The organism is Marinovum sp. E3, assembly GCF_055755275.1.
Genome location: NZ_JBVTQV010000004.1, coordinates 87,814 through 111,617, shown reverse-complemented (window position 1 = coordinate 111,617; position 23,804 = coordinate 87,814). Strand labels below are relative to the sequence as shown.

General features: G+C 66.5%; 16 protein-coding genes. 12 read left to right on the top strand and 4 right to left on the bottom strand.

Annotation, left to right across the window (positions count from 1 at the left end; all coding sequences use genetic code 11):
- Nucleotides 1–4: 4 nt before the first annotated feature.
- Together AC0J5K_RS20685 and AC0J5K_RS20680 are read right to left on the bottom strand one after the other, a co-directional pair.
- Complete coding sequence (locus AC0J5K_RS20685; RefSeq protein WP_420398502.1) at nt 5–1,222, bottom strand: sulfatase family protein; 1,218 nt, start codon at nt 1,220–1,222, stop codon at nt 5–7.
- A 141-nt stretch (nt 1,223–1,363) separates the two neighbouring features.
- Nucleotides 1,364–2,908, bottom strand: coding sequence for an ABC transporter substrate-binding protein (locus AC0J5K_RS20680; protein ID WP_158499064.1), 1,545 nt, complete (start codon nt 2,906–2,908; stop codon nt 1,364–1,366).
- Between the two features lie 196 nt (nt 2,909–3,104).
- Between AC0J5K_RS20680 and AC0J5K_RS20675 the strand changes: the two genes are divergently transcribed.
- The 12 genes from AC0J5K_RS20675 (at nt 3,105) to AC0J5K_RS20620 (ending at nt 20,645) form a co-directional block, all read left to right on the top strand.
- The gene (locus tag AC0J5K_RS20675; protein WP_048535173.1) at nt 3,105–4,046 is read left to right on the top strand and encodes a LysR family transcriptional regulator; all 942 of its coding nucleotides are present in this window, start codon (nt 3,105–3,107) and stop codon (nt 4,044–4,046) included.
- A gap of 5 nt (nt 4,047–4,051) precedes the next feature.
- Nucleotides 4,052–4,996, top strand: coding sequence for an ABC transporter permease (locus AC0J5K_RS20670; protein ID WP_074837678.1), 945 nt, complete (start codon nt 4,052–4,054; stop codon nt 4,994–4,996).
- Nucleotides 4,989–5,855, top strand: a complete 867-nt coding sequence (locus AC0J5K_RS20665) for an ABC transporter permease (protein WP_048535168.1) — start codon at nt 4,989–4,991, stop codon at nt 5,853–5,855. Before AC0J5K_RS20670 ends, AC0J5K_RS20665 begins: the two co-directional genes overlap by 8 nt.
- 3 nt (nt 5,856–5,858) lie before the next feature.
- Nucleotides 5,859–6,851: an ABC transporter ATP-binding protein gene (locus AC0J5K_RS20660; protein WP_074837677.1), complete on the top strand. Its 993-nt coding sequence runs from the start codon at nt 5,859–5,861 to the stop codon at nt 6,849–6,851.
- On the top strand, nt 6,848–7,834 hold the full coding sequence (locus AC0J5K_RS20655) for an ABC transporter ATP-binding protein (protein ID WP_420398501.1): 987 nt from the start codon (nt 6,848–6,850) through the stop codon (nt 7,832–7,834). The genes AC0J5K_RS20660 and AC0J5K_RS20655 overlap by 4 nt, the downstream gene beginning before the upstream one ends.
- 401 nt (nt 7,835–8,235) lie before the next feature.
- On the top strand, nt 8,236–8,475 hold the full coding sequence (locus AC0J5K_RS20650) for a hypothetical protein (protein ID WP_074837676.1): 240 nt from the start codon (nt 8,236–8,238) through the stop codon (nt 8,473–8,475).
- A 76-nt stretch (nt 8,476–8,551) separates the two neighbouring features.
- Complete coding sequence (locus tag AC0J5K_RS20645; RefSeq protein WP_420398500.1) at nt 8,552–14,419, top strand: GEVED domain-containing protein; 5,868 nt, start codon at nt 8,552–8,554, stop codon at nt 14,417–14,419.
- Nucleotides 14,420–14,499: 80 nt separating this feature from the next.
- Entirely contained in the window at nt 14,500–15,411 is a 912-nt protein-coding gene (locus AC0J5K_RS20640) for a LysR family transcriptional regulator (RefSeq protein WP_074837674.1), read from the top strand.
- 107 nt (nt 15,412–15,518) lie between these two features.
- On the top strand, nt 15,519–17,198 hold the full coding sequence (locus AC0J5K_RS20635; protein ID WP_074837673.1) for a sulfatase-like hydrolase/transferase: 1,680 nt from the start codon (nt 15,519–15,521) through the stop codon (nt 17,196–17,198).
- Nucleotides 17,182–19,290 (top strand): TRAP transporter permease, encoded by a 2,109-nt coding sequence (locus tag AC0J5K_RS20630; protein WP_473009948.1) that lies wholly within the window; start codon nt 17,182–17,184, stop codon nt 19,288–19,290. The genes AC0J5K_RS20635 and AC0J5K_RS20630 overlap by 17 nt, the downstream gene beginning before the upstream one ends.
- Nucleotides 19,291–19,324: 34 nt before the next feature.
- Nucleotides 19,325–20,299 (top strand): TAXI family TRAP transporter solute-binding subunit, encoded by a 975-nt coding sequence (locus AC0J5K_RS20625; RefSeq protein ID WP_371399009.1) that lies wholly within the window; start codon nt 19,325–19,327, stop codon nt 20,297–20,299.
- A gap of 58 nt (nt 20,300–20,357) precedes the next feature.
- On the top strand, nt 20,358–20,645 hold the full coding sequence (locus tag AC0J5K_RS20620; protein WP_371399008.1) for a hypothetical protein: 288 nt from the start codon (nt 20,358–20,360) through the stop codon (nt 20,643–20,645).
- Nucleotides 20,646–21,027: 382 nt separating this feature from the next.
- On the opposite strand, the gene AC0J5K_RS20615 is transcribed toward AC0J5K_RS20620, so the two are convergent.
- Together AC0J5K_RS20615 and AC0J5K_RS20610 are read right to left on the bottom strand one after the other, a co-directional pair.
- Nucleotides 21,028–22,110: a ParB/RepB/Spo0J family partition protein gene (locus tag AC0J5K_RS20615; RefSeq protein ID WP_074837670.1), complete on the bottom strand. Its 1,083-nt coding sequence runs from the start codon at nt 22,108–22,110 to the stop codon at nt 21,028–21,030.
- Entirely contained in the window at nt 22,107–23,447 is a 1,341-nt protein-coding gene (locus AC0J5K_RS20610) for an AAA family ATPase (protein ID WP_048535147.1), read from the bottom strand. The genes AC0J5K_RS20615 and AC0J5K_RS20610 overlap by 4 nt, the downstream gene beginning before the upstream one ends.
- Nucleotides 23,448–23,804: the final 357 nt, after the last annotated feature.

Below are 23,804 nucleotides of genomic sequence, written 5' to 3'. Positions count from 1 at the left end.
CCTGTCAAAGATGATGAAACGGTGTGCCGGCCGGCCGGTGCAGCGGATCGGCCGAGCGGGCGATCGCGCGCGCCAGATCCGCGCCCGCCCGGTCGCCGACCCCCTCGGCAAGCGCGGCCATCTCCTGCGCCAGTTCCCGGACCAAGGGCATGGTGTCCTTGAACCTGGTGAGCTCGTCCATCGGCGTGCGCCGGTGCGGCGCGCCGAACAGATCGAATTCCTCTTCCGGGTCGATGCAGGTGTCGAACAGGCTGTGCCGGCCCTTGTCGAAGCTCAGGATCAGCTTGTGGCGCCCGGTCCAGATGGCGCGCTGATCCCAGGACGGAAAGGTGCCGTAATAGGCCCGGCCCTTCTCGGCCTCAAAGGTCACCGCGATGTGGCGCAGGTGGCGGTTGTGGATATAGAGCGCCCGGCGCCAGGCCGTCGGCCGGCCGGCCATCAGCGGCAGAAGGCTCTCACCATCGGCATCCGCCAGATCGGCCCCGGCCATCGCCGCGATGGTGGGCGCCAGGTCGTGCAATCCGACAATCTGCGCCAGCCGCACCCCCGCCGGCCCGCCGGGCCCCCGGATCACTAGTGGCACCCGGATGCAATCGTCGTAACAGGTATGGCCGCCCCGGTTGACGGCATCGCGAAACTTGAACTGATCGCCGACCACCGAACTGTAGATCACCGCCGTGGTCCCGGCCCTGCCCGTGGCCGCAAGCGCGTCGAGGATCTGCCCGACCGCGCGGTCGCAGGCGGTCACCGCCGCGTGGTGCATGGCCAGCGGAATGCCCTTGCCGCGATAGAGATCCAGAACCTCCGCCGGCAGATCGTCGGTTTCCCCGTCCAGTTCCGGAAGGGTGACCAGGGTCAAGCGCGGCCCGGTGCCGCCGGCCAACGCCTCGCGGGCCCGTTCCGCCGTGCGGCGCAGCCCCTCGGGGCCCGGCGCGGGCGTGATCTCGGTCAGCGCGTATCCGGCCGCGGCCAGACAGCGGCCCAGCGGGCTTTCGGCCAGCGTCACCGGCGCGGCATCCGCGGCCGGATAGCGACCTCTGAGGATCGACATCCGCGACGGACCGGGGGCGGGAAAGATCGTGGCGGCCTTGTCGAACCAGACCCCCTCGGCCGCCAACCGGTCGATGTGGGGCGTATGGACAAGCTGCCCCCCGCCGGCGCCGGTGTAGTCGCGCCTGTGCCTGTTGGCGAGGATGAGAAGTATGTCGGGGTGCTTGTGCATGTCCTGTCTCCGTCTGCCGGACGCAGCTGCGGCGTCGGCCTTCGCCGTGCCGGTGCCCGCCGGCACCCTGGGGGATTTTCCTTGCGACTTGGGGGCCCGCGCCCCGCATCCGAGGAGGCGGATGCGGGGCGAAGGTCCGGCTCAGGGAGCGAGCCAGATGTCCCAGGCGCGGATCACCCGCCCCGGCTCGAAGTTCTTCACCTCGTCACGGACGCCGATGAAGATGCCCGCCGCCCCGGCGCGGATCGAGATCGCCTTGCCCAACACCCCGGCCTGATAGTCTTCGAAGGCCTTTTTGCGCTCCTCGAAGGTCAGGCCGGTTCTGACGCGATGGGCGGCGTCCTCGATTTCGGGAAAGGTCACGCCCTGAAGCGACCCGTCGCCGGAGAAGTGGCGCAGCATTCCGAACGGCCCGATCGACGGAGCCATGCCGAAACCGCCAATGATGATCGTCCAGCTCTCGCGCTCGACCCGCAGCGCCGACCAGGTGGCGGCGTTCTGCGCGTTGATGCGGGTCTTGATGCCCAGCTTGCCGAGCTGATCGGCCAGCGCGATGGCATAATCCCGCAGCGCCGCCTCGTCCGAGATCGTCAGGATCTCGATCTCTTCGCCATCATAGGCGCTCTGCGCCAGCAGCTCTTTCGCCTTGTCGACATCGCCGAGATTGTAGGTCTCGATCCCGGCATCGGAGTAATAGGGGAAACCGTCATACTGCCAGCCGTGGCCAAGCACGTAATTGCCGCCAGTGGCGAAATCGAGCAGCACCTCGAGGTCGAGCCCGACCTGCACCGCCTTGCGGAAGTTCTCGTCCGCGCCCAGCGGCTTGGTCAGATTGAAGGTCTGGTGAACCATGTACCACGGCAGCACCTTGACGGCGCTGACCTCGTCCGAGGCCTCGAGCCGTGGCACATCCTGCGGCGAAACCTGGTCGGCGATATGGTAGTCGCCGGTCAGCAACCCGGCGATCTGCGCCCCGGCTTCCGGCACGGTGCGGAAGGTCACGGTATCCACATACACCGTGCGTTTGCCGCCGAATCCGTCGCGCGGCGTGGCTTCGGCCTGCTGGCTGTACGCCTCGAAACGGGCCAGCCTGATGTGGCTGTCGGGCACCCATTCGACGAATTCGAACGGCCCGGTGCCGACCGGCTTGAACTCTTCCTTGGGCAGCGCCGCGATCTCTTCGGGCATGATCCCGACGATCACCCGCGGCGAAGACAGGCTGTCGAGAAAGGTCGGATGCGGCTCGCTCATGGTGACCCGTACGGTCAGATCGTCGACCGCCTCCAGGTTCTCGACAAGCGCCATGACACCCTGGTCGACGCCGGCGTCCTTCATGCGCTGCAACGAGGCCACAACGTCGCCGGCGTCCAGCGTGCTGCCGTCGTGAAAGCGCACGCCGTCGCGCAGGGTGAAGGTATAGGTCCGGGCGTCGTCGCTCATCTCGTAGCTGGCGGCCAGTTGCGGAATGATGTCGCCGGTCTCGCCGCGCGTGACCACGCCTTCGAACATATGGGCCGACACATACCGCGTCGCCACACCGGTCGAGGCATGCGGATCGACACTTGGAAGCGTCACGGCCATCGCGACGACAAGGTCGCCGCCCTTGGCCGGATCCTGGGCCGAGGCGGGGGCCGTCAGGCCAAGCGTCGCGGCCAGCGCGGCGGCCGCCATTGCTCTGAATTTCATTTCAAGTCCTCCCGTTGTTGTAGGCTTGGGCCGATTAGCCGGCATTTTGCCTTTCCTCGCAACGCGGAGTTTCGAGCTTTACCATTCCAATCCGGAATGATGTCATCGAGGCTTAGGCGTTGCGTGCCGGCGGGCCTTGTCGCCATTCTGGACGGGCAAGCCGGCGCCTGATGCACACAGGGCCGGAGGGGAGGACATGGAAACACGCCACGCACATATCGTTCGCGAGATCGCCGAGACGGGCCGGTTCTCGAAAGCGGCAGAGCGGCTCGGCATGGGGCAATCGGCCCTGAGCAAGATCGTCATGCGCATCGAGGATGAATTCGGCTTCAAGGTCTTCGACCGGGGGCCGCAGGGCGCGGCGCTGACGCCCTTTGGCCGGCTGTTCCTGGAATATGCCACGGTGCTCGAGCGCGAGACCCGCGATCTCAAGAGCGTGGCCACCTCGATGCGCAAGGGCCAGAGCGGGCATTTCCGCATCGGCGCCGGCCAGACCTGGGTTTCCGACCAGCTGCCCGAGATCTTCGTGCGCATGCACCGGCAGCGCCCCGGGCTGCGGATCAGCGTCTTTACCGGCTCGGTCACCGATATCCTGGCCCGGCTGAAGTCCGGCCAGATCGATCTGGCCTTTACCGCCATGACCGTGCCGCTCGGCCCCGACCTGTGTTCGGAAAACCTGACCTATGGCCAGTTGCGTGTCGTGGCGCGCCCCGGCCACCCGCTGGCCCGGCTCGACCGACCCTGCCGCTTTCACGAGATGATGGGCTATGACTGGGTGGTCGGCGAATGCAGCGAAAGCGATCTCACCTGGAACTGGCTGACCAGCACCGCGCAGAACCGGGGCCTGCCCAAACCCAACGTGATCCTGGAAACCCCGCAGCGGGAACTGGCCACCCAGGCGCTGATCAACAGCGATCTTCTGGGATTCCAGCCGCGCAACGCCAAGGCGGTGCGCACCGGCCAGCTCGCCGTCATCTCCGAGGTGCGCGTCGCCCGGATGCGCGCCACCGGCATGGTCTGGCGCAAGAACCGGCAGATCCCCTCGGGGCTGCACTTCATCATGGAGACCGCCCGGGCCTTCATAGCGGACCGCGATGCCGGGATGGAGCCTTCCGATTCCCTTGAACACGAGCGCTGAAAATCATGTCCAGATACATCCTCAAACGTTTGCTCAGCGCGATCCCGGTGCTGCTGCTGGTCAGCATTGCCGCCTTCGTGCTGATCCAGCTGGTGCCGGGCGATGCCGCCGCGATCATCGCCGGACCCGATGCCTCGAATGACGAGGTCGAATTCGTGCGCCGCCAGCTCGGCCTCGACCGCCCCTGGCCGCTGCGGCTCCAGGATTGGATCTTCGGGCTGGCCCAGGGCGACCTGGGCTATTCCTACATCCTGAACCGGCCGGTGACCGAGGCGATCCTCGAACGGCTGCCGGTCACCCTGTCGCTGGCCGGCCTCTCGATCATCTTCGCCACCGTCCTCGGGGTGGCCCTGGGCGTGCTGGCGGCGGTCTTTCACCGCAGCTGGATCGACGCGCTGGCGATGACGGTCGCGCTGTTCGGCGTCTCAGTGCCGAACTTCTGGTTCGGCCTGATCGCGATCCTGATCTTTGCCGTCGGCCTCGGCTGGTTCCCTCCGGGCGGCTATGTCTCACCGACCGAGTCGTTCACCGGCTGGCTGTCGGCCATGGCGTTGCCGGCGCTGACGCTGGGCACCGCCTCGATGGGCCAGATTTCGCGGTTTTCCCGCTCGGTGATGCTGGAACAACTGGGCCAGGACTATGTGCGCACCGCGCGGGCCAAGGGGCTGGGGCAGGGAAATGTCATCGGCCGGCACGCGCTCAAGAACGCGATGATCCCGATCCTGACGGTGATCGGCATTTCCTTCTCGCTGACCATGGCCGGGGCGATCATCGTGGAATCGGTGTTTTCCCTGAACGGCCTCGGCCGGCTGATGCTGCATGGCATCCAGCGCCGCGACTACCCCGTTCTTCAGGGGGGCATGCTCGTCATCGCCTTTTCCTTCGTCATCATCAACCTGCTGGTGGATATCCTCTATTCCTGGCTCGACCCCCGGGTGCGCTATGACTGACCTGACTGCCTTCCGAAGCTTTTCGACACGGCTGACAACCCGGATGTCGGCGGCCCATCTGCCGCTGCTGATCGGCGGCGTCATCTTCGGCCTCATCGTGCTGGCCGCCGCCCTCGGCCCCTTCCTCACCCCCTACGGCCCCGAGGACACCTCGCTGATGGAGCGGTTCAAGGGCCCCTCGCTGGCGCATCCCTTCGGCACCGACAGCTTTGGCCGCGATATCCTGTCGCGTGTCCTGCACGGCGGCCATGTCTCTCTGGGCATCGGGCTGGCGGTGATCACCATCTCGGCCGGTCTGGGCATCGCGATCGGCGCCACGGCGGGGTATTTTCCCAGGCTCGACAACCCGATAATGCGGGTGATGGATGCCGGCGAGGCCTTTCCCACCCTGCTGATGGCCATCGCCCTTGCCGCCGTGCTCGGGCCGGGGATCACCAATGTCATCCTGGCGCTCGGGGTGGCCTATGCGCCGCGCACCGCGCGCATCGTACGGGCCTCGATCCTGGTGCTGTCGCAACAACAGTTCGTCGAGGCCGCCCGCGCCTCCGGCGCCGGGCCGTTGCGGATCATCGGCCTGCATCTGCTGCCCAATGCCATGGCGCCGGTGGTGGTGCAGATGACCTTCATCTTTGCCGATGCGGTCCTCGCCGAGGCGGCGCTGAGCTTTATCGGGGTCGGCCCGCCGCCGCCGGCGCCGACCTGGGGCAATATCATCGCCGACGGCAGAACCTATCTCTACTCCGCCTCCTGGATCACCCTGTTCCCCGGGCTCGCGATCTTTCTGACCGTGCTGTCCCTGAACCTCATGGGCGACGGTCTGCGCGATCTGCTCGACCCCAGACTGAAAAAGGTAACCTGACCGATGGCCGAGCCCCTTCTCGACGTCTCCGACCTGACCATCGCCCTCAAGATCGGAGCCCGCTCGATCAACATCGTCGACGGCATCTCCTTTCGCATCGACCCCGGTGGCCGGCTGGGGGTGGTGGGGGAATCCGGCTCCGGCAAGAGCATGATCGCCCTGGCGCTGACGGGGCTGCTGCCCAATGTCATGCAGCTTGTGTCGGGCTCGATCCGGTTCCAGGGCGAGGCGCTGGAACTGGCCCCCCCGGCGCGCATGCGCCAAATCCGGGGCCGCGACATCTCGCTGGTGTTCCAGGAGCCGGCGACGGCGCTGAACCCGGTCTTCACCACCGGCCGCCAGGTCTCCGAGGTGCTGCGAGAACACGAGAAGATCTCGGCGCGCGAGGCCCGCAACCGCACCATCGAGCTGTTCCGCCAGGTCGGCATTCCGGCGCCCGAGCGGCGGATCTCGGATTATCCGCACCAGATGTCAGGCGGCATGCGCCAGCGGGTGATGATCGCCATGGCGCTGGCCTGCCGCCCCCGGCTGCTGATCGCCGACGAGCCGACCACCGCGCTCGACGCCACCATTCAGGAACAGATCATCGACCTTCTGGCCGCGCTTCAGGAGGAAACCGGCGTCGCGGTCATGCTGATCAGCCACGATCTGCCGCTGGTGGCGGAATTCGCCGAGCAGGTGATGGTGATGTACGCCGGGCGGGTGGCGGAAATCGCGCCGGCCGACACGATCTTCGAGGCCGCGATGCATCCTTACACCCGGGGGCTGATCGCCTGCGCCATCGGGCTCGAAACCGGCACCTCCCGCCTGCCCACGATCGAGGGCCAGGTGCCGCCGCCGCTGCAATTTCCGCCGGGCTGCCGCTTTGCCTCGCGCTGTCCCCATGCCGCAGCGCAATGCGCACAATCGGTGCCCGGGCTTCAGCCGATCGGGCCGCAGCATGTCGCCGCCTGTCTCAGGCTCGACCAGATGACCAAACTCGAGGTGGCCTCATGAGCGACACCCTGGATGCGCCGCTGATCGAGGTCCGCGATCTTCAGAAGCTTTTCCCGATCAGGTCCGGCCTGCTCGGCCGGGCCGCGGGCCATGTCAGGGCGGTGGACGGCATCAGCTTTGACATCCGCTCGGGCGAGACCCTCGGGCTGGTTGGCGAAAGCGGATCGGGCAAGACCACGGTCAGCCGCATGCTGCTGCGGTTGCTCGACACCAGCGCCGGGCAGATCCGCTTTGACGGCCATGACGTGACGGCGCTCCGGGGGCGCGACCTGAAGGCGCTGCGCAGCCAGATGCAGATCGTGTTTCAGGATCCATTCGGTTCGCTCAACCCGCGCATGACCGCCCGGCGGATCATTTCCGAACCGATGGTCATCGCCGGCACCATGGACCGTGCCGCCCGCCATGCGCGGGTTGACGAATTGCTCGACCGGGTCGGCCTGCCCCGGTCGATGGCCGACCGCTATCCGCATCAGTTCTCGGGGGGGCAGCGGCAGCGCATCGGGATCGCGCGGGCGCTGGCGCTGACGCCGCGGTTCCTGGTCTGCGACGAGGCGGTATCCGCCCTCGACCTCTCGATCCAGGCGCAGATCGTGAACCTGCTGCGCGACTTGCAGAAAGAGCTGGGCCTCACAACGCTGTTCGTGGCCCATGACCTTCAGGTGGTGCGCTATATCTCGGATCGCGTCGCGGTGATGTATCTCGGACGCATCGTCGAGCTTGCCCCGACCGAGCAGCTGTATGACCGGCCGGCGCATCCGTATACACGGATGCTCCTGGGCGCCGCCCCGCGGCTGCTGTCGCGCCGCAGCCGCAGCCGCACCGGCAAGACCTCGGTGGAGATGCCCAACCCGATCACGCCACCCGCAGGCTGTCCGTTCCATCCCAGGTGCCCGATCGCCACCGCGCTTTGCAGCCGCGACGTGCCGCCGCTCCGGCGGCGGCCGGACGGGCGTGACGTGGCCTGCCATCACCCCGACGGGTGACCGACGGATCACCGCCCAGGCGATTCCCGCGCACCGCCGCCCCCGGCCGCGCGCCGGCGGCAAAGGGCCGGGTGCCGCCCCTCGGGCGGCCTGAAATCCGGGCGACCCTCTGCCTCGGGCCAGCCCGACCTGCACCTTCGTATAGTCGTGTCGCCATCTGCGCCGGGTCGCTAGACCTTGGCGCTGCGCACCGGGACTATTTCGTCGCCTATGCTCCCTCAGGACAAGTTCATTCACCAAGGGAGCAGAGGCGCGGTGCCCAAGATCACCCGGACAACACGGCACGGCCCACGGCAAGCGGTCATGTTTCCCCGCCGCAGCCGGGCCGGGCACGCCAAACCCGGGCCGCATGCCGCGCAATCCGCGCGCCCTGCCCTTCAGAGCAAAGGAGTAACCCGGTCATGATTATAGGCCTCGCAACGCTCTCCATCCTCTTCGGCGGCGCCTGCGGCATCGCGGCGTTCTGCGCCGAGTTCGGGGCAATGCAATCGCTGATGATCTATGCGGTTGTCGGCCTGATGCCCTTTCTGCTGATGCCGCTTGTCGGTTCGCCACAGCCGGTCCGCGCGGACATCCGCACCGAAGACATGCGCGCGCCCGGGGCCGGCGTCCCGAGGTTGCACGGCAAAAGGGACATCTGACCGGCCGGGCGCCGCCTGGCCGTCGCGGCAAGGCGCCATGTGTCCGGCGCCTCCGGTAAAGGAAACGAGTTTTGTGATGTATAACGATTTCAGCTGGGTATCTCTCCTCCAGAAAAGCCGCCGGACCGGCTGGGTCATCCTGATCTGGCTGGTCACGGCGGTCGCCGCGCTCGGGCACGGGGCCTGGCTCGGGACCGGCACCATCGACGTGTCAGACGCCTCGCGCAACGAGATCCGGGCCCGCATCCAGAGCGGACAGCCGGCGCTCTCGCCGGGCGACATCGTCGAGGTCTATTCCAGCTTTCCGGCCATCGTGGCGGGCACGCAGGACGGTCCGGGCGGCTATGCCACCATGTATGTTCCTGCCGGCGCCGAAGTGGTCGGCGCCTATATCACGGATGCCAGCGGAAATCCGATTCCGGCGCGCCCGGGGCTGGCCTCGACCGGCAGCGGCGTCGCCAAGGGCTGGGGGCCGAAGGGGCAGCAGGCCTTCGACGATTCCCTGTTCGGCTGGCAGCCCGAGGACGACACGCTCTGTTCCGTCGCGGGCTATACCACCGCCGATTGCAACAACGGGCTCGCCTATATCTACGGCGACACCGGCATCTTCTATTCCACCCGCGACGACACCGCGCTCTTTGCCAACGGGTCGGACCGGGCGACGCTGGAAAACGGCTATCTGGTCGATCCGACCAACGGCACCCCCTGGACAACCGTCGGCGGCACCGGCACCGCTCGGGTGCACAACAAATGGGACGCGGTGCAGGTCAATGCCTTCGGGTCGGGCGGCTCGATCTTCGACAACGGCTTTTCAACCGCCGAACAGACCTCGATCACCGGCGGGCGCGGCGCCACGCCGTTCCGCTCGGGCAGCCCGGTGGCCGGCCCCGACAGCGGCAGCGACTGGGACCGCTACGGCACAACCGGCCCCTGGCAACGCATCCAGTACGACGGCTCCTGCCGGGCCGACGATCCGGCCATTCCCGGCGGCGAAGGCCCGGCCAACGGCGACGGCTCGGTCTATCCCGAAACCACCGATCCCGGCGTGAACTCGGTCGCGGTCTGTAGCGATGCCTCGACCACCGGCTTCGATCTCAACACCTCCGACCTCACCGCCCTGCCCGCCGGCACCAACGCCGTGCGCTTTGCCTTCGGCGGCATCGCCGAGAACGAGGTCTATTACGGCGCGCTGCGGCTGCGGATTACCGATCCCGATGCGCTGGGGCCGATCAATGCCGAAGGCCACGGCGGTGACAGCGCCCAGGGCGGCGCCGCCGGCAACGACAACCCTTGGCGCTACTGGGTGGCCGGCTCGTCCTCCTACGCGGTGCCGGGCAGCGAGGACATCGTCGTCGGCATCTCGATCGTCGAGGTCAACGGCGCGCCTTATGGCGGCGGCGACATCCCGCCCTCGGCCACGGTGCGCTATCGGGTGGCCTATGCCAATACCTCGCTTTCGCCGCTGACCGATGCGGCCTTGCAGGCGACCCTGCCGGCCCAGACCACGTCAACCGCCAATTTCGAGGTGATCTCGGGCGATGACATCCGCCCCGCCTCAAATCCGTCCGGCGGCACCTTCAGCTTCGCCAATATCCCGGTGCTCAACGGCCTGGGCTCCGGCGCGGTCGAATTCGACGTCACCACCAATGCCCCCGGCGGCGCCACCGTGCAGGCCGACACCCGGATCGTGGCCAATGAATCCGGCCCGGTCACCGACAGCGTGAGCGTCAATGTCACCGCCGCCCCGGTCGAGGCCCTGCCGGGCTGCACCGGCACCCGCTTTTCACTGGTCGACTGGGCCACCGACGCCCCGGCGCTGGTCGGGCAGAACGTGGCGATCTCGCGCTACGGCATCACCGGCTCGGTGGTGGCCTCCGACCTGTCGCAGCCGTTCCGCCCGGCGGCGATCGCCACCGCCAACACGCTTTACGCCGGCACCGGCGGCAATCCGATGCTCGACGCGCAATATGTCGATCTGCGGGTGACCCTGAGCCAGCCCACAAACGGCGTCTATTTCTACCTCGCCGATCTCAACGCCGACGAATCCGTGACGGTATACGGCGAGCTGGTGGGCCAGCGTGTCAGCCCGGCGATGACAAACGGCCCCGGCAGCTTTCCCATGGCCCGGGTCGCCAATGACGACGGCTCGGTCACCGGCGAGCGCACCACCACGCTGGCCTCGGGCGCGGGCCAGGCCCTCCTGGTGGGCTTTTCCCAGCCGATCGACACGCTGATCATCCGCCACACCCCGCTGGTGTTCAGCGCGGCCGGCCTTTCGGGGGCGGATGGCATGCATCTGGCCGATATCCAGGCCTGCGCAGATTTCACCGATGCACCCAGCGGTCTTGGCGATGCGCTGCACAATTTCATCGATGGCGACGCCTATCGGATCGGCGCGTCGATCACCGGCGACGGCGGCCCCGGCAATGCCACCAATGCCGACAGCGACGATGACGACGGCGTGTCGATCCCGCCGATGACCCAGGGGATCCTGACCACCATCACCGCCGATGTGACCGGCACCGGCGGCCTGCTGCAAGCCTGGGTCGACTGGAACGGCAATGGCACGCTCGAGGCAGGCACCGCCGAGCAGATCGCCACCGACCTGGCCGATGACGGCACCGGCGCCGATGTGGCGGCGGGCGACGGCCAGATCCAGTTCGATGTGGTGGTGCCCGGCGATGCGGTACTCGACCAGACATATGCGCGCTTTCGCTGGTCGAGCCAGCCGGCGCTTGGCGTGACCACGCCGGCCGGCAACGGCGAGGTCGAGGATTACGCCGTGGTTGTCGCCGCCGCCCCGGTGGTCGACCGTGGCGATGCGCCGGAAAGCTACGGCGATCCGCAGCACGTCATTGCCGAGGCCGGGGTGGCCGGCACCTACCTCGGCTCGGTGCCGCCCGACCCCGATGCCACCACGCAATACAGCGCCAATGCCACCGGCGATGATCTCGATGGCAGCGACGACGAAGACGGCGTGATCCTGCCGCAGCTCTTTCAGGGCGGAACCACCGAGATCTCGGTGGTGGTCAACGAAGTCACCGGCGGCGTCAGCGGAGTGACCGGCGCGGTCGCCTATCTTCAGGCCTGGATCGATTTCGACGGCGACGGCAGCTTCGACGCCGGCGACATGATCGCCGCGGACCTTCAGGATGGCTCGGCCGGCGACAAGGACGGCGTGCTGAACGGCATCATCGTCTTTGACGTCGACACGCCGGCCAATGCCACGCTCTTTCCCACCTTTGCGCGCTTCCGCTGGTCGACAACCGCGGGCGTGGTGCAACTGGCGATCGATGGCGAGGTCGAGGATTATCAGCTGACCATCTCGGGCGATGCCCCGCCGGTGACCTGCGATGCCGGGCTCTACCAGATCGCCACCACCAATTCGACGCTGAAGCGGCTGGCCTTCACCGCCGGGCTGACCGGCTATACCCTCAACCTCCAGGACATCGGCTCGGCCGGGCAAAACCTGAACGGCGGCTGGGGCTACAGCGTGGTCGATGGCTATCTCTATGCCGTCCGAAGCGGCAAGCGCGAGCTCTGGCGCGTCGACGGCGGCGGGACCTTCACCCGGATGCCCGATCCGCCGGGCAGCATCAAGAAAGGCACCAATGCCGGCGACATCCTCGAAAACGGGGTGATGGTCTACAAGGCCGACAACAACACCTTTCAGCTGCTCGACATTTCGAACGCCGATGCCGCAGTGGACAACGGGCTTCTGGAGCTCGACACCAACGTCAACACCGTCGATTTCGCCTATAACGCGATCGACGGAAACCTCTACGGCATCGACGGCAGCACCGATCGGATCTTCCGGGTCTCGGCCAATGGCGGCAATGCCAGCGTCGGCACCGAGGCGGTCACCCTGTTCGGCCCGGCCACCTATACCGGCACCTATGGCGCGGTCTGGTTCGACGACACCGGGCGGTTCTACATCTATGACAACAACACCAACGAGATCTTTCTGGTCGACACCACCACCGGGCTGCGTCAGCTGATCGCGGTCAGCCAGGATGACGAGGGCGGCACCAATGACGGCGCGTCCTGCCGCGGCCCCTCGGCCATTCCCTACGGCAGCATGTCCGGCAACGTCTATATCGACCAGGACGGCTCTGACGCCAAGGACGGCGCCGAAATCAACCTGGGCGGCGGCATCGCGATCAATGTCCATGACGACCGGGGCACGCCCAACGACATTACCGACGATATCTTCCTCAAGACGGTCGACACCCTGGCCGACGGCACCTTCAATGTCGGCGATCTCTCGCCCGGCACGACCTATCGCGTCGACGTCGACGTGACCGACAGCGATCTGCCCGCGGGGTCGCAGATCGGCACCTCCAACCCGATTGTCGGGGTGACGGTCACCCCCTATGGCAACACGCCCGACATCAATTTCGGTTTCGACCCGCAGGAAAGCGACTTGTCGCTTACCAAGGTGGCCTATGCCAACGGCGGCAATACTGTCATCACCCAGGCGGCACCGGGCGACCTGATCGACTTCGTGATCTCGATCAACAACGCCGGTCCCGGCTCGCCGTCGGGGGTGACGGTGATCGAGAACCTGCCCTCGGGCTTCCAATACGTCAGCGACGATGCCCCCGCGACCGGCGACTATTACGATCCCGCCAACGGCGTCTGGTTCGTCGATGAAATCCTGCCCGGTGCGATCGAGGAACTGCGCATCACCGCGCGGGTGCTGGCGACCGGCAACCACGTCAACTCGGTCGAGATCATCGCAAGCTCGCTCGACGACCGCGACAGCGATCCCGCGGTCGGCGCCGCGGTCGACGATCTCAACGATGGCCTGGCCGACGACGACGAAGACAGCTATGCGATCTCGCTTTATGCCGGCGAGCGGCGGCTCTCTGGGCGGATTTTCCTCGACAACGGCAGCGGCGGCGGCACCGCGCATGACGGGCTGGTCAATGGCGGCGAAGTCGGCGCGCCCGAGGTCCGGCTGCTGATCACCGACAGCACCGGCGGCGTGATCGCCGCGCCGCTGGTCGATGACGACGGAAGCTGGAACTACGCGCTCGATGCCGCCCACAGCGGGCCGATCACCCTGAGCGTCACCGACAACCCGGATTACATGCCGGTCTCCGAAACCAAGAGCGGCCTGCCGACGCTGGTTGATCCCGATCCGCGCGACGGCAGCTTCACCTTCACCCCGGCGACCGAGACCGATTACGCCGGGCTCGACTTCGGCCTGATCGCCGCACCGCGCCTGACCGAGGACCAGACCGCCGCCATCGCCGCCGGCCAGGTCGCGCTTCTGAGCCATGAATACGCCGCGACCACCACCGGCACCGTGCTGTTCAGCTACAGCCAGGTGTCGATGACACCCGAAAACGCCTTCAGCGCCGCGATCTACGCCGACACCGATTGCGACGGCGAACCCGAGGCGCCGCTGAACGCGGCGGTGGCGGTGCAGGCGGGCGACCGGCTCTGCGTGATCTCGCGGGTCATGGCCAGCGGCGGCGTCACCCAGGGCGCGCGGCTGACCTACCGGCTCGACGCCGCGACGGCGCTGGATGCCACCCCGCTGACCCATGTTGCCAGCAACACCGACCGGGTCGAGACCGGCAGCGGCCTGGGCCAGCTCAAGCTGACCAAGACGGTGCGCAACGAAACCCAGGGCACCGCCGAGGGCACCGCCAATGCCGGCGCCGCCGGCGACGTGCTGGAATACCGTATCCGGCTCGAGAACCAGAGCAACGCGGCGGCGCTCGACGTGGTGATCTTTGACCGCACCCCGGCCTATACCAGCCTGGCCGAGCCGGTGCCCAGCCCGGTCGCCGTCGGCGGCGCGCTCAGCTGCGCGGTGGTTGTGCCCGCCAGCAATATCGCGGGCTATTCCGGCCCGTTGCGCTGGGATTGCGCCGGCAGCTATCCTCCGGCCTCCGACGGTTCGGTCTCTTTCAAGGTGCGCATCGATCCCTGAGCCCGGCCGGCCAGGCCCCCCGGCCCGGGTGGCCACCCCAAGCTTTACGGGTATAAACTCCCGGAATAGGGGGGATCGGGATGATCAAGCTTCAGCACGTCGAAATGCTGCTCGCCATCGAGCAGGCCGGCAGCATCCGCGCGGCTTCGAAACGCCTGGGCAAGACCCAGCCGGCCGTGACCAAGGCGCTGCGCCAGGCGGAAACCGAACTGGGCGCGGCGATTTTCAAACGCGCGCCCAGCGGCGTCGCCGTGACCGAGGATGGCAAGCAGATTCTGCGCCGCGCCGGCATCATCCAGGCGGAATTGCGCAAGATGCAGGAAGAGGTCGAACAGCGCCGCGGCGACGGCACCGGCCGGTTGAACGTCACGGTGTCACCGCTGGCGGCCAGCCGGATCATCGGCGGCACCATCCGGCGCTTTCGGCGGCGCTTTCCCAAGGTTCGGGTGCAGATCACCGGCGGCCACGAGCCGATGGCCTTCGGCCCGGTCCGGGACGGTCTCGTCGATTTCGTGATCGGCCCCGAACCGCGCGAGGCCGACGCCGCCGGGCTGTCTGTCGCCCATCTGGTGGAAACGCCGATTTCGGTCATCGCCAGCACCGCGTCGCGCTGGGCCGGCGAAACCCGGCTCGAGGCGATCGCCGCCGCCGACTGGCTGATGATCGGCACCTACAAGCGCCTGCCCTACCTGCAACGGCATTTCATCAGCCGCGGCCTGCCGCCGCCCGATCCGATGGTGACCTCGGATTCGATCACCAGCATTCTGGCGATGGTCGAGGATGGCGATTTTCTCTGCACCTTTCCCGGCCTGCTGATCGACCGGGTGTGCGCCAAATGGCGGATTTGCGCGCTCGATCTGGACGAGTCGCTGCAAGCCTCGCGCATCGCCCTGGTCACCGCCTCTGAACGGCCGCCAACCCCGGCGATGCAATATTTCGCGGATTGCGTGCTTCAGGTGGCCCGGAACGAGATCGGCCCCCCTATTCCCTGAAGGTATACCCATCAACTTTCGGAGCCTCCCGCCACCGCCTGCAAGCCCGTAGACTCCCGCAACCAGAAGAGCGCCGAATTGCGCGTCGTCAGGGTTGGGAGGCCAGGATGAATATCCTTTTCGTCATGTATGATCAATTGCGCTTCGATTACCTGAGTTGCGCCGGTCATGCCGCGCTGGAAACGCCGAATTTCGACCGCGTCGCCGCCAGGGGCGTCCGCTTTACCAGGGCCTATGTGCAATCGCCGATCTGTGGCGCCTCGCGGATGAGCTTTTATACCGGGCGCTACGTGTCGTCGCATGGGGCACAGTGGAACGGCTTTCCGCTGCGCGTGGGCGAGGTGACGCTGGGCGATCACCTGCGCGAGGCCGGCATGAACTGCTGGCTGCTGGGCAAGACCCACATGAAGGCCGACGCCAAGGGCATGGCGCGGCTGGGCCTCTCGCCGGACAGCGTGATCGGCGCGCGGCAGGCCGATTGCGGCTTCGACGCCTGGGCGCGTGATGACGGGCTCTGGGGCGCGGGGCCCGACGGTCTCTACGACCAGAAGCGCTCTCCTTACAACGAATACCTGAAATCTAAGGGCTATGACGGCGAGAACCCCTGGGCGGATTATGCCAATGGCGCGGTCGATGCCGGCGAAATCGCCTCGGGCTGGATGTTCCGCAACGCCGACAAGCCGGCCAATATCCGCGAAGAGGACAGCGAAACCCCCTGGCTGACCTCTGAGACGATCCGGTTCATCGAGGCCGCCGAAGGCCCGTGGTGCGCGCATGTTTCCTTCATCAAGCCGCACTGGCCCTATATCGTGCCGGCGCCCTATCACGACATGTACGGCCACAACCAGATTCAGCCCCCCGTGCGTCATCCGCTCGAACTCGATGATCCGCATCCGGTGCTGGGCGCCTATCACGAGGCCCGCGTCGCCCAGGCCTTTCAGCAGACCGAAGTTCGCAACAAGGTCATCCCCGCCTACATGGGGCTGATCAAGCAATGCGACGATCAGTTGGGGCGCCTGCTGGATCATCTCGAGGCGACCGGCCGGATGGAGGACACGATGATCGTGCTGACCTCGGACCATGGCGATTACCTCGGCGATCACTGGCTTGGCGAAAAGGATTTCTTCCACGAAGCCTCGGTCAAGATCCCGCTGATCGTCTACGACCCTCGCGCCAGCGCCGACGCCACCCGCGGCACCACCTGCGATGCGCTGGTCGAGGCCATCGATCTGGCGCCCACCTTCGTCGAGGCCGCCGGCGGACAGGTGGCCGATCATATCCTCGAAGGCCGGTCCCTGATGCCCTGGATCCGCGGCGAGGCTCCCGCCGACTGGCGCGACGTCGTGATCAGCGAATACGATTATTCGGTCACCCCCCGCGCCGATGCCCTGGGGGTGAGCCCGCGCGACGCGCGGATGTGCATGGTGTTCGACGGCCGCTGGAAGCTCATTCACTTCGAGGGCGGCTTCCGTCCGATGCTGTTCGATCTGGAGACCGACCCGGACGAATTCACCGATCTCGGGGCAGAGGCGGACCATGCCGACCAGATCGACCGGCTGTATGCACGCCTCGGGCACTGGGGCCGCCGCATGGCCCAGCGGGTGACGATGTCCGACGACGACATCCGCGCCGCCCGCGGCAGTTCGATGCGCCGCGGCATCCTGCCCTTCCTTGTCGATGGCAGCGAAGTGCCTGCGGAACTCACCGAGAAATATCGCGGACCTGCGCGGCAGGTCCATCTGGACGGCCCTGCGGCCGAGGAGGACTCCCATGACGTCCGAGGTTGAGACATCGCCGCCGCCGCGCGGCGCCCTGTTCGAAAAACACGTCGCAGACGTGATCGCGGCGCTCTTTGTCACGGTGATCGTGCTCTACGCCGCCTCCGGGCCGCTCAACGAATTCATCCGCTGGGTCATCGAGACAACAACCCCGGCCTTCGACGAGATGAGCCGCCGCGACCAGCGGGTCTTCCTGCGCGAACATTGGCTGGGCGCCGCCCATCGCGCCTTCGAACAGGGCTTCCTGCTGCCCACCGGGCTGATCATCGGCCTGCCGATCGTGCTGAGCTTTGCCATCACGCTGCTGACCCTGCACCGCAAGCCCGGGCTGCGGGCGGTCAACTGGGCGCTGACGGCGTTGGCGGTGAGCGCCTTCACCAGCTGGATCGTGGCGATCTTTGCCTCCGACGCCGGCATCTTGCCCACCGCGCGCGGCATCGATTACGTCAAGTTCCCGCTGGCCACGGCGATCACGCTCTATCTGACATGGCGCCTGTTCGGCGGCTTCATCGTCGGTTTCTGCCTGTTCTGGGTGGTCTACTTCTTCGTCAAGGGCTGGCTGCCCGACTGGACCGGCATCCTGGCCGGGTCCGAGGCCACATTCAGCCAGAACCTGCGGCAGATGATCCTGCAATTCTGGGCCCAGACCGGCGGCATGTTCGGCCAGCCGATCCAGGTGGTGACCGGCAATGTGCTGATCTTCATCGTCTTCGGCGCGGTGCTGATGGCCAGCGGCGCCGGCGACCTCCTGATGAAGATCGCCAACCGGCTGACCGGCGGGCTGACCGGCGGCGCGGCGCATGCCTCCGTCGCCTCTTCCGCGCTCTTCGGCACGCTGTCGGGCGCGGCGATCTCCAATGTCGTCTCGACCGGGGTGATGACCATTCCGGTGATCCGCAAGGCCGGGTTCAAACCCGCCTTCGCCGGCGCGGTCGAGGCCGCGGCCTCCACCGGCGGCCAGATCATGCCGCCGGTAATGGGCGTCGTCGCCTTCTTCGTGGCGGGCCAGATCGGGCTGGAATACCGCTACATCGTCGTCGCCGCGATCATTCCGGCGATCTTCTACTATCTCGGCACCTTCCTCGCGGTTTATTTCGAGGCCCGCAAACGCGGCGTCGGCGCCCTTCCCGCCTCGGAACGGCCCAAGCTGACCCGCAGCGAATGGGTGCAATGCCTGGTCTTCGTGATCCCGCTCGGCACGCTGAGCTATTTCCTCTTTGCCCAGCCCTCGGTGCCCAAGGCCGGCTTCTACGGGCTGATCGCGGCGCTGGCCTCGGCCAGCCTGCTGTTTCGCGATTTCCGGTCCGGCCGCCGGCTCTGGACCGCCTTTGTCGATGCCGGCCGGATGGCCGCCACCATCGTCATCATCGTCACCGCCATCGGCCTGATCGTCGGCTTGATCCAGACCTCGGGCTTTGCCGGACGGCTGTCGCAGCTTCTGGCCGAGGTGGCCGACGGCCCGCTGCCGCTGGTCCTGCTGGTGGTGGCGCTCGGCGCCATCGTCCTGGGCATGGGCCTGCCGCCGGGGGCGACCTATTTCATCATCGTGATCGCGCTCTCCTCGGGCATCGATACGGTGGGTATCGCGCCGCTGACGCTGCATCTCTTCGTGGTGGTCTTTGCCATGATGTCGACGGTCACGCCCCCGGTCGCCCTCGCCGCCTTTGCCGCCGCCCCGATCGCCGGGGCAGATCCGATCAAGACCGGCTTCGAGGCCGCCAAGATTTCGCTGGCCGGCTTCCTGATCCCCTTTGTCTTCGTCTATCACCCGGCGGTGCTCTACAAGTTGCAGGTGATCTTCGAATGGTTCGGCGAAGACCGGGTGAACTCTCGGGCCATGATCGATATCGCCACCGTGACCTGGTTTGATTTCTTCTGGATCCTTGGCGCCTTCACCCTGGCCATGTGGCTCATCGCCTCGGCGCTGGCCGGCTTTGACCGCAGCCGCCTGTCCGTCGTCGAACGGGCGCTGCGCCTGACGCTGGGTGGCGCGGCCCTGCTGCCGCAACTTGCCATCGCGGCCCCCGCCGCCGGGCTCGGGCTGGCCCTGCTTCTGGCCAGTCCGCGGCTGGCCCGGCGCGCCGGACCGGCGGCCCCCTGACCTTCACACGACGCATTCAACTGGGAGGAACTTGATGCGACACCTGACCCTGGCAGCCCTGACTGCCGCTACCGTCACCGCCGGCAATGCCGGCGCCGAAACCCTCAAGATGGCCACCATCGAACCCAGCCTCGGCCAGGCGATCACCATGGCCACCTTTGCCAACGTGGTGAACAGCAACCAGGACGCGGTGGACATCGAGGTCGCCGGCGGCGGCGCCGCCACCGTGCATCAGCTCGAAACGGCGCGTGGCAACCTTGACATGTTCATGGTCTCGCCGACGATCTACAACTTCTTCTCCAAGGGTGTGGCCATGTACCAGAACGAGGCCGAAGCGCCCGAACTGGCCAAGAATGTCGCCCTGCTGATGTGGTTCCCCTATGGCCAATATCACTATGCCGTGCGCGGCGAGAGCGACATCGAGGTTCTTGACGACATCGAAGGAACCACCGTATTTCTCGGCCCCGCCGGCGGCGGCGCCTTCAACGCCTCGGCCGGCTGGATCGAAGCCACCACCGGCCTGGTGGTCGGCGAAGATTACGAGGCGATCACCGCCAACTGGGCAACCGGGTTCCAGGCCTTTCAGGACGGCAAGGTCGACATGTACGTCAACGGCTGCATCGACCCCTGCCAACAGTTCATTCAGTTCACCGAAACCGAGACGATCCGCTTTATCGGACCCGAGGATCATTCCGGCGAGGCCGTCGAAAAGTTTCTCGGCACCTTCCGCTACCTCGCCGAAGTGCCCGCCGGTCTGTACGAGAACCAGGTGAACGAGGCCCCCGTCATGTCGAACGACACCGCCGTCGGCATCGGCGTGCGCGCCGATCTGGACGAGGACACCGTCTATCAGGTGACCAAAGCCTTCTGGGACAATCTCGATTCCATCACTTCGGATGCGCCTTGGGCCAAGGCACTGAATCTCGAATTCGCGGTGCAGTCCCTGGCCGGAATGCCCCTGCATCCCGGTGCCGTGCGCTATTACCGCGAGATCGGCGCCCTGAACTGAAGCCAACCCCGGGGCGCGGCACCCGCGCGCCCCGGGACCATTTGACAGGAACCCCTCCATGTTCATCCGCCGCACGACATACCGACTGAAACCCGACATCGATCAGCCCGGTTTCGAACGCGACATGCGCGCCAATATCCGCCCGGAGGCGGTCGAGGGCTTTGTCAGCGCCGCCCATGTCCCCAATGACGACGGCAGCTGGACCGTGGTCGCGCTTTGGGAAACCAAGGTCGAGGCGATGGCCGCCCTGCCCCGCATCCGCGCCGAATGGGACAAGGTTCAACACCAGCTGACCGCGCCCCCCATCGTCGAGACGGCAGGCGTCGGGGTCTGGGAACCCGGCTGAGGCTAGTCGGCCCCCTGCCCCGCAGACCGAACGGGCGTGCCTGTGGCGGTTCGATATGCCCATTCAGGAAATACCCTAAACATTTTCAATGACTTAATCTGTCTTTTGGCCGATCACACAAGCGCCGGCCGAGGGTAACGTTTCGGCTTGCACCGGACGGATATTTTTGCACCGGCTCAGCCGACGGCGGCGCTTTTACGGATACCTTGACCCAGTAACCGCCGCCATGTACACCGGCCCGCTATGTCCGGTAATGACAGACCTCCCGGCGCCCCTTTTGCAGCATCCGGAACCGGGCCCGCCGCCTCCGATGCAAAAAAGGCGCCCTGCCCCAAGGACAAGACGCCGCCAGAACCTTACCCGCGGATAAGATTGCCGGTGTTTATTCCAGCCCGTCGATCAGCGCAGTGATCGCCTGTTCCAGCCGCTTGCGTTCGATCGACGAGAAGTCGCGATCGACCTTGATCTCCAGCCGGCCCTGCGCCGCGGTGCATTTCACCTGACCGGCGTTCGACCGGATGTGAAACGTCGTCTTGGTCCGCGAGGCGCGGCCCTTCCTTTCCGCCGGCTCCCGGGCCGGCGGCGCCGGATGACCGATGCCCACCAGCTCGCGCAGCACGGCGATCTCTTCGTCGGGATCGCGCCCGGCCATCGGCTTCAGCGTCTCTGCGATCCGCCGCGCCAGATCGGGCGAGGTTTTCAGCGCCCGCCCCAGCTCGATGCCAAGCGCGCGGGGGATCTCGGTCGGATAGAACAGCACCTCGCCCAAATGCTCGAGCATCACCGCGAACAGCCGGATGTAGCTGCGCTTGGAATAAGGCGCCGACTGAAACAGCTCGGCCACCGCATCATGCGCCGTGCTCACCGAGGTCGAGGGATCCTCGGCATAGACCTGTGCCGCCCGCGCCATCTCGGCAAAGGAGAGGTCCTTGCGGATCACGTTCTCATCCACCATCCGCCGATAGAGCCCGGCAACATCCGGCGCGCCGGGCATGATCAGCGCCGGGATCTCGGCCCAGTCCTCTGCCTCGGTCTCCTGGTACAATACCCGGTAGGCGCCAAGACGGCGGTAGCCCTGCACCAGCTCGTAACCGCCGCCGTCCGGTCGCGGCAGCACGCGGATCGGGTTCGACAACCCGGTGTCGCGGATCGAGGTCACCAGCTCGCCAAGCTCGACGTCCTCGCCCGGCATCCGGTCGCGCACCAGCATGGCGCAATGCACCTGATCGAGCGGCAGCCTCTGCACCACATGGCCGGCCTCGCGCAGCGCCACGAACTCATGCGCCAGCGCGTCGTTCTCTTCGCGGATCTGTTCGGCGGCGGTCTTGCGCGCCTGCAAGGCCTCGGCGTTCTCGGCAATCGCGCTGGCCATCGGCCCGCGCCGCGCGCTGTTGCCGGACGGCGCCGGCGGCGCCACCGCCTCTTCGGGAATGTCGATCTGGAACATGCGGCGTTTGCGGGTCATGCCTCATCTCCTTCCAGCACCTTATCCGCGGGTAAGCCCGGCGCATCGAAGCTTTGCCAATGCGGCAGCATCACCTCGCGAAACTCGCCATAAGCCCGGTCGAAACTGGCTCGCGCCCGGCGCCAGGTCTCGCGCGTCATGTCGCGGTAATCCATCTCGTAGATCGAACTCAGGAAGCGGCCCGATTGCTCGACCGCGCGGGTCATCTCGACCGGGTGCTGCGCCAGCCGGTCGCCAAAGACCTTGCCGAAGGCCTCGAACATGGCGCGGTGCAGATCGTTGCCGGGCTCGTACCGGGTGAGCAGGAAGCGCACGTCGTGAAACGCCTTGGGCAGGGTGACCTTATCCGCGGATAAGGTGCCTTCGAAGCCGTAAGCCAGATCCTCGAGCGCCTCGGAAAGCTGGCCGATGAAACTGGTGGTGCTGTCATATTCCCAATAGCCGGGGCCGGAGGGGATATAGAGCATGTCGGCGGCGAACACCGCATTCATCGACTGGTAACCGATCGCCGGCGGGCAATCGAAGAAGATCAGATCCCACTGGTCATCCGGCAGCTGATCGAGAAACCGCGAGACGGCGGCAAAGAACGACCATTCGGGATTGAGATGCCGGTATTGCGCCGAGGCGAATTCGACAAAGGCGGCATTGGCGCAGGAGGGGATCAGATCGATCGTCGGCCAGTTGGTGCGCTGGATGAAATCGGGCACCCGCAGGTCGTGCAGCCCAAGATCGGTGATCGCCGCGGGAATGGTCCGCCGGGGCAGGGCGGTGCCCGAGGCGGCGCCCCGGGGGGCGTTGTTCTGGGCCTCGGTCTCGCGGATCAGGTCGCGCGCCATGATGCCCCAGACGGTGTGTTCCTCGGACACGTCGGTCAGCCCCATGGAATGCGACAGGGTGGCCTGCGGGTCGAAATCGACGCAGAGCACGCGGTAGCCATCCAGGGCCGCGGCATGGGCGAAATGCAGCGCCACGGTGGATTTGCCGGCGCCGCCCTTGAAGTTGGCGATGGCGGTGCGGAAGGCGCGGCCCTTGGGGCGCGGCGGCAGCAGCGACTTGCCGCGCGGCTTGATCCGGCGGCGCAGGGTGTTGACCTCATCGAGCGTGAACCAGCGCTGCCGGCCCTCGGGTTCGACCATGCCGGCGGGCAGTGTCGGATCCGCCGCCATCTTGCCCCGAAAGGTCGACTGGTTGAGGCCGAGGATCAGCTCGGCCACCTCCCAGGAGGAAAACCGGCGCAGGGTCTTTTCGTTTTCCGGTGAGAAGGTCTGTTGCCGGATCCAGCCCTGCATCTTGAGCGACTTGGTCTGGAGTTCGCGGAGCTCTGCATGTGTCAGCATCTTTGCCTCGGACGTTAATTTCTGCTCAATGCCGATTTACGCTTAATTTGCCATTTCTGTCGAGATGGTTATTTTGCCGATATAGAGAGTGTCGCCTTTCGGCAAAGCCCAGTCAGGCAGGGCGCGGACAGCGGGCCCCCGATTCGCAAGACCCGGGCCCAGGACTGCCACCGACCGGAGCATTTGGGGGGACGTCCCACAGGCGCCCGCCACATCTTGAGGGGACATCCAGAGGATTTAGGGGGACATTCTAAACGTCCCCCATTACCAATATCATACCCATTTTCTTTCTCTCTGGTTTTTCAGTTTTGCCGAAACCCACTCGAATCCTTGACAAAGGCGGCCATTCCAACGCTA

Coding starts and splice junctions, on each gene's coding strand:
- AC0J5K_RS20685 (WP_420398502.1), bottom strand. CDS start 1,222: ATGCACAAGCACCCCGACATACTTCTCATCCTCGCCAACAGGCACAGG.
- AC0J5K_RS20680 (WP_158499064.1), bottom strand. CDS start 2,908: ATGAAATTCAGAGCAATGGCGGCCGCCGCGCTGGCCGCGACGCTTGGC.
- AC0J5K_RS20675 (WP_048535173.1), top strand. CDS start 3,105: ATGGAAACACGCCACGCACATATCGTTCGCGAGATCGCCGAGACGGGC.
- AC0J5K_RS20670 (WP_074837678.1), top strand. CDS start 4,052: ATGTCCAGATACATCCTCAAACGTTTGCTCAGCGCGATCCCGGTGCTG.
- AC0J5K_RS20665 (WP_048535168.1), top strand. CDS start 4,989: ATGACTGACCTGACTGCCTTCCGAAGCTTTTCGACACGGCTGACAACC.
- AC0J5K_RS20660 (WP_074837677.1), top strand. CDS start 5,859: ATGGCCGAGCCCCTTCTCGACGTCTCCGACCTGACCATCGCCCTCAAG.
- AC0J5K_RS20655 (WP_420398501.1), top strand. CDS start 6,848: ATGAGCGACACCCTGGATGCGCCGCTGATCGAGGTCCGCGATCTTCAG.
- AC0J5K_RS20650 (WP_074837676.1), top strand. CDS start 8,236: ATGATTATAGGCCTCGCAACGCTCTCCATCCTCTTCGGCGGCGCCTGC.
- AC0J5K_RS20645 (WP_420398500.1), top strand. CDS start 8,552: ATGTATAACGATTTCAGCTGGGTATCTCTCCTCCAGAAAAGCCGCCGG.
- AC0J5K_RS20640 (WP_074837674.1), top strand. CDS start 14,500: ATGATCAAGCTTCAGCACGTCGAAATGCTGCTCGCCATCGAGCAGGCC.
- AC0J5K_RS20635 (WP_074837673.1), top strand. CDS start 15,519: ATGAATATCCTTTTCGTCATGTATGATCAATTGCGCTTCGATTACCTG.
- AC0J5K_RS20630 (WP_473009948.1), top strand. CDS start 17,182: ATGACGTCCGAGGTTGAGACATCGCCGCCGCCGCGCGGCGCCCTGTTC.
- AC0J5K_RS20625 (WP_371399009.1), top strand. CDS start 19,325: ATGCGACACCTGACCCTGGCAGCCCTGACTGCCGCTACCGTCACCGCC.
- AC0J5K_RS20620 (WP_371399008.1), top strand. CDS start 20,358: ATGTTCATCCGCCGCACGACATACCGACTGAAACCCGACATCGATCAG.
- AC0J5K_RS20615 (WP_074837670.1), bottom strand. CDS start 22,110: ATGACCCGCAAACGCCGCATGTTCCAGATCGACATTCCCGAAGAGGCG.
- AC0J5K_RS20610 (WP_048535147.1), bottom strand. CDS start 23,447: ATGCTGACACATGCAGAGCTCCGCGAACTCCAGACCAAGTCGCTCAAG.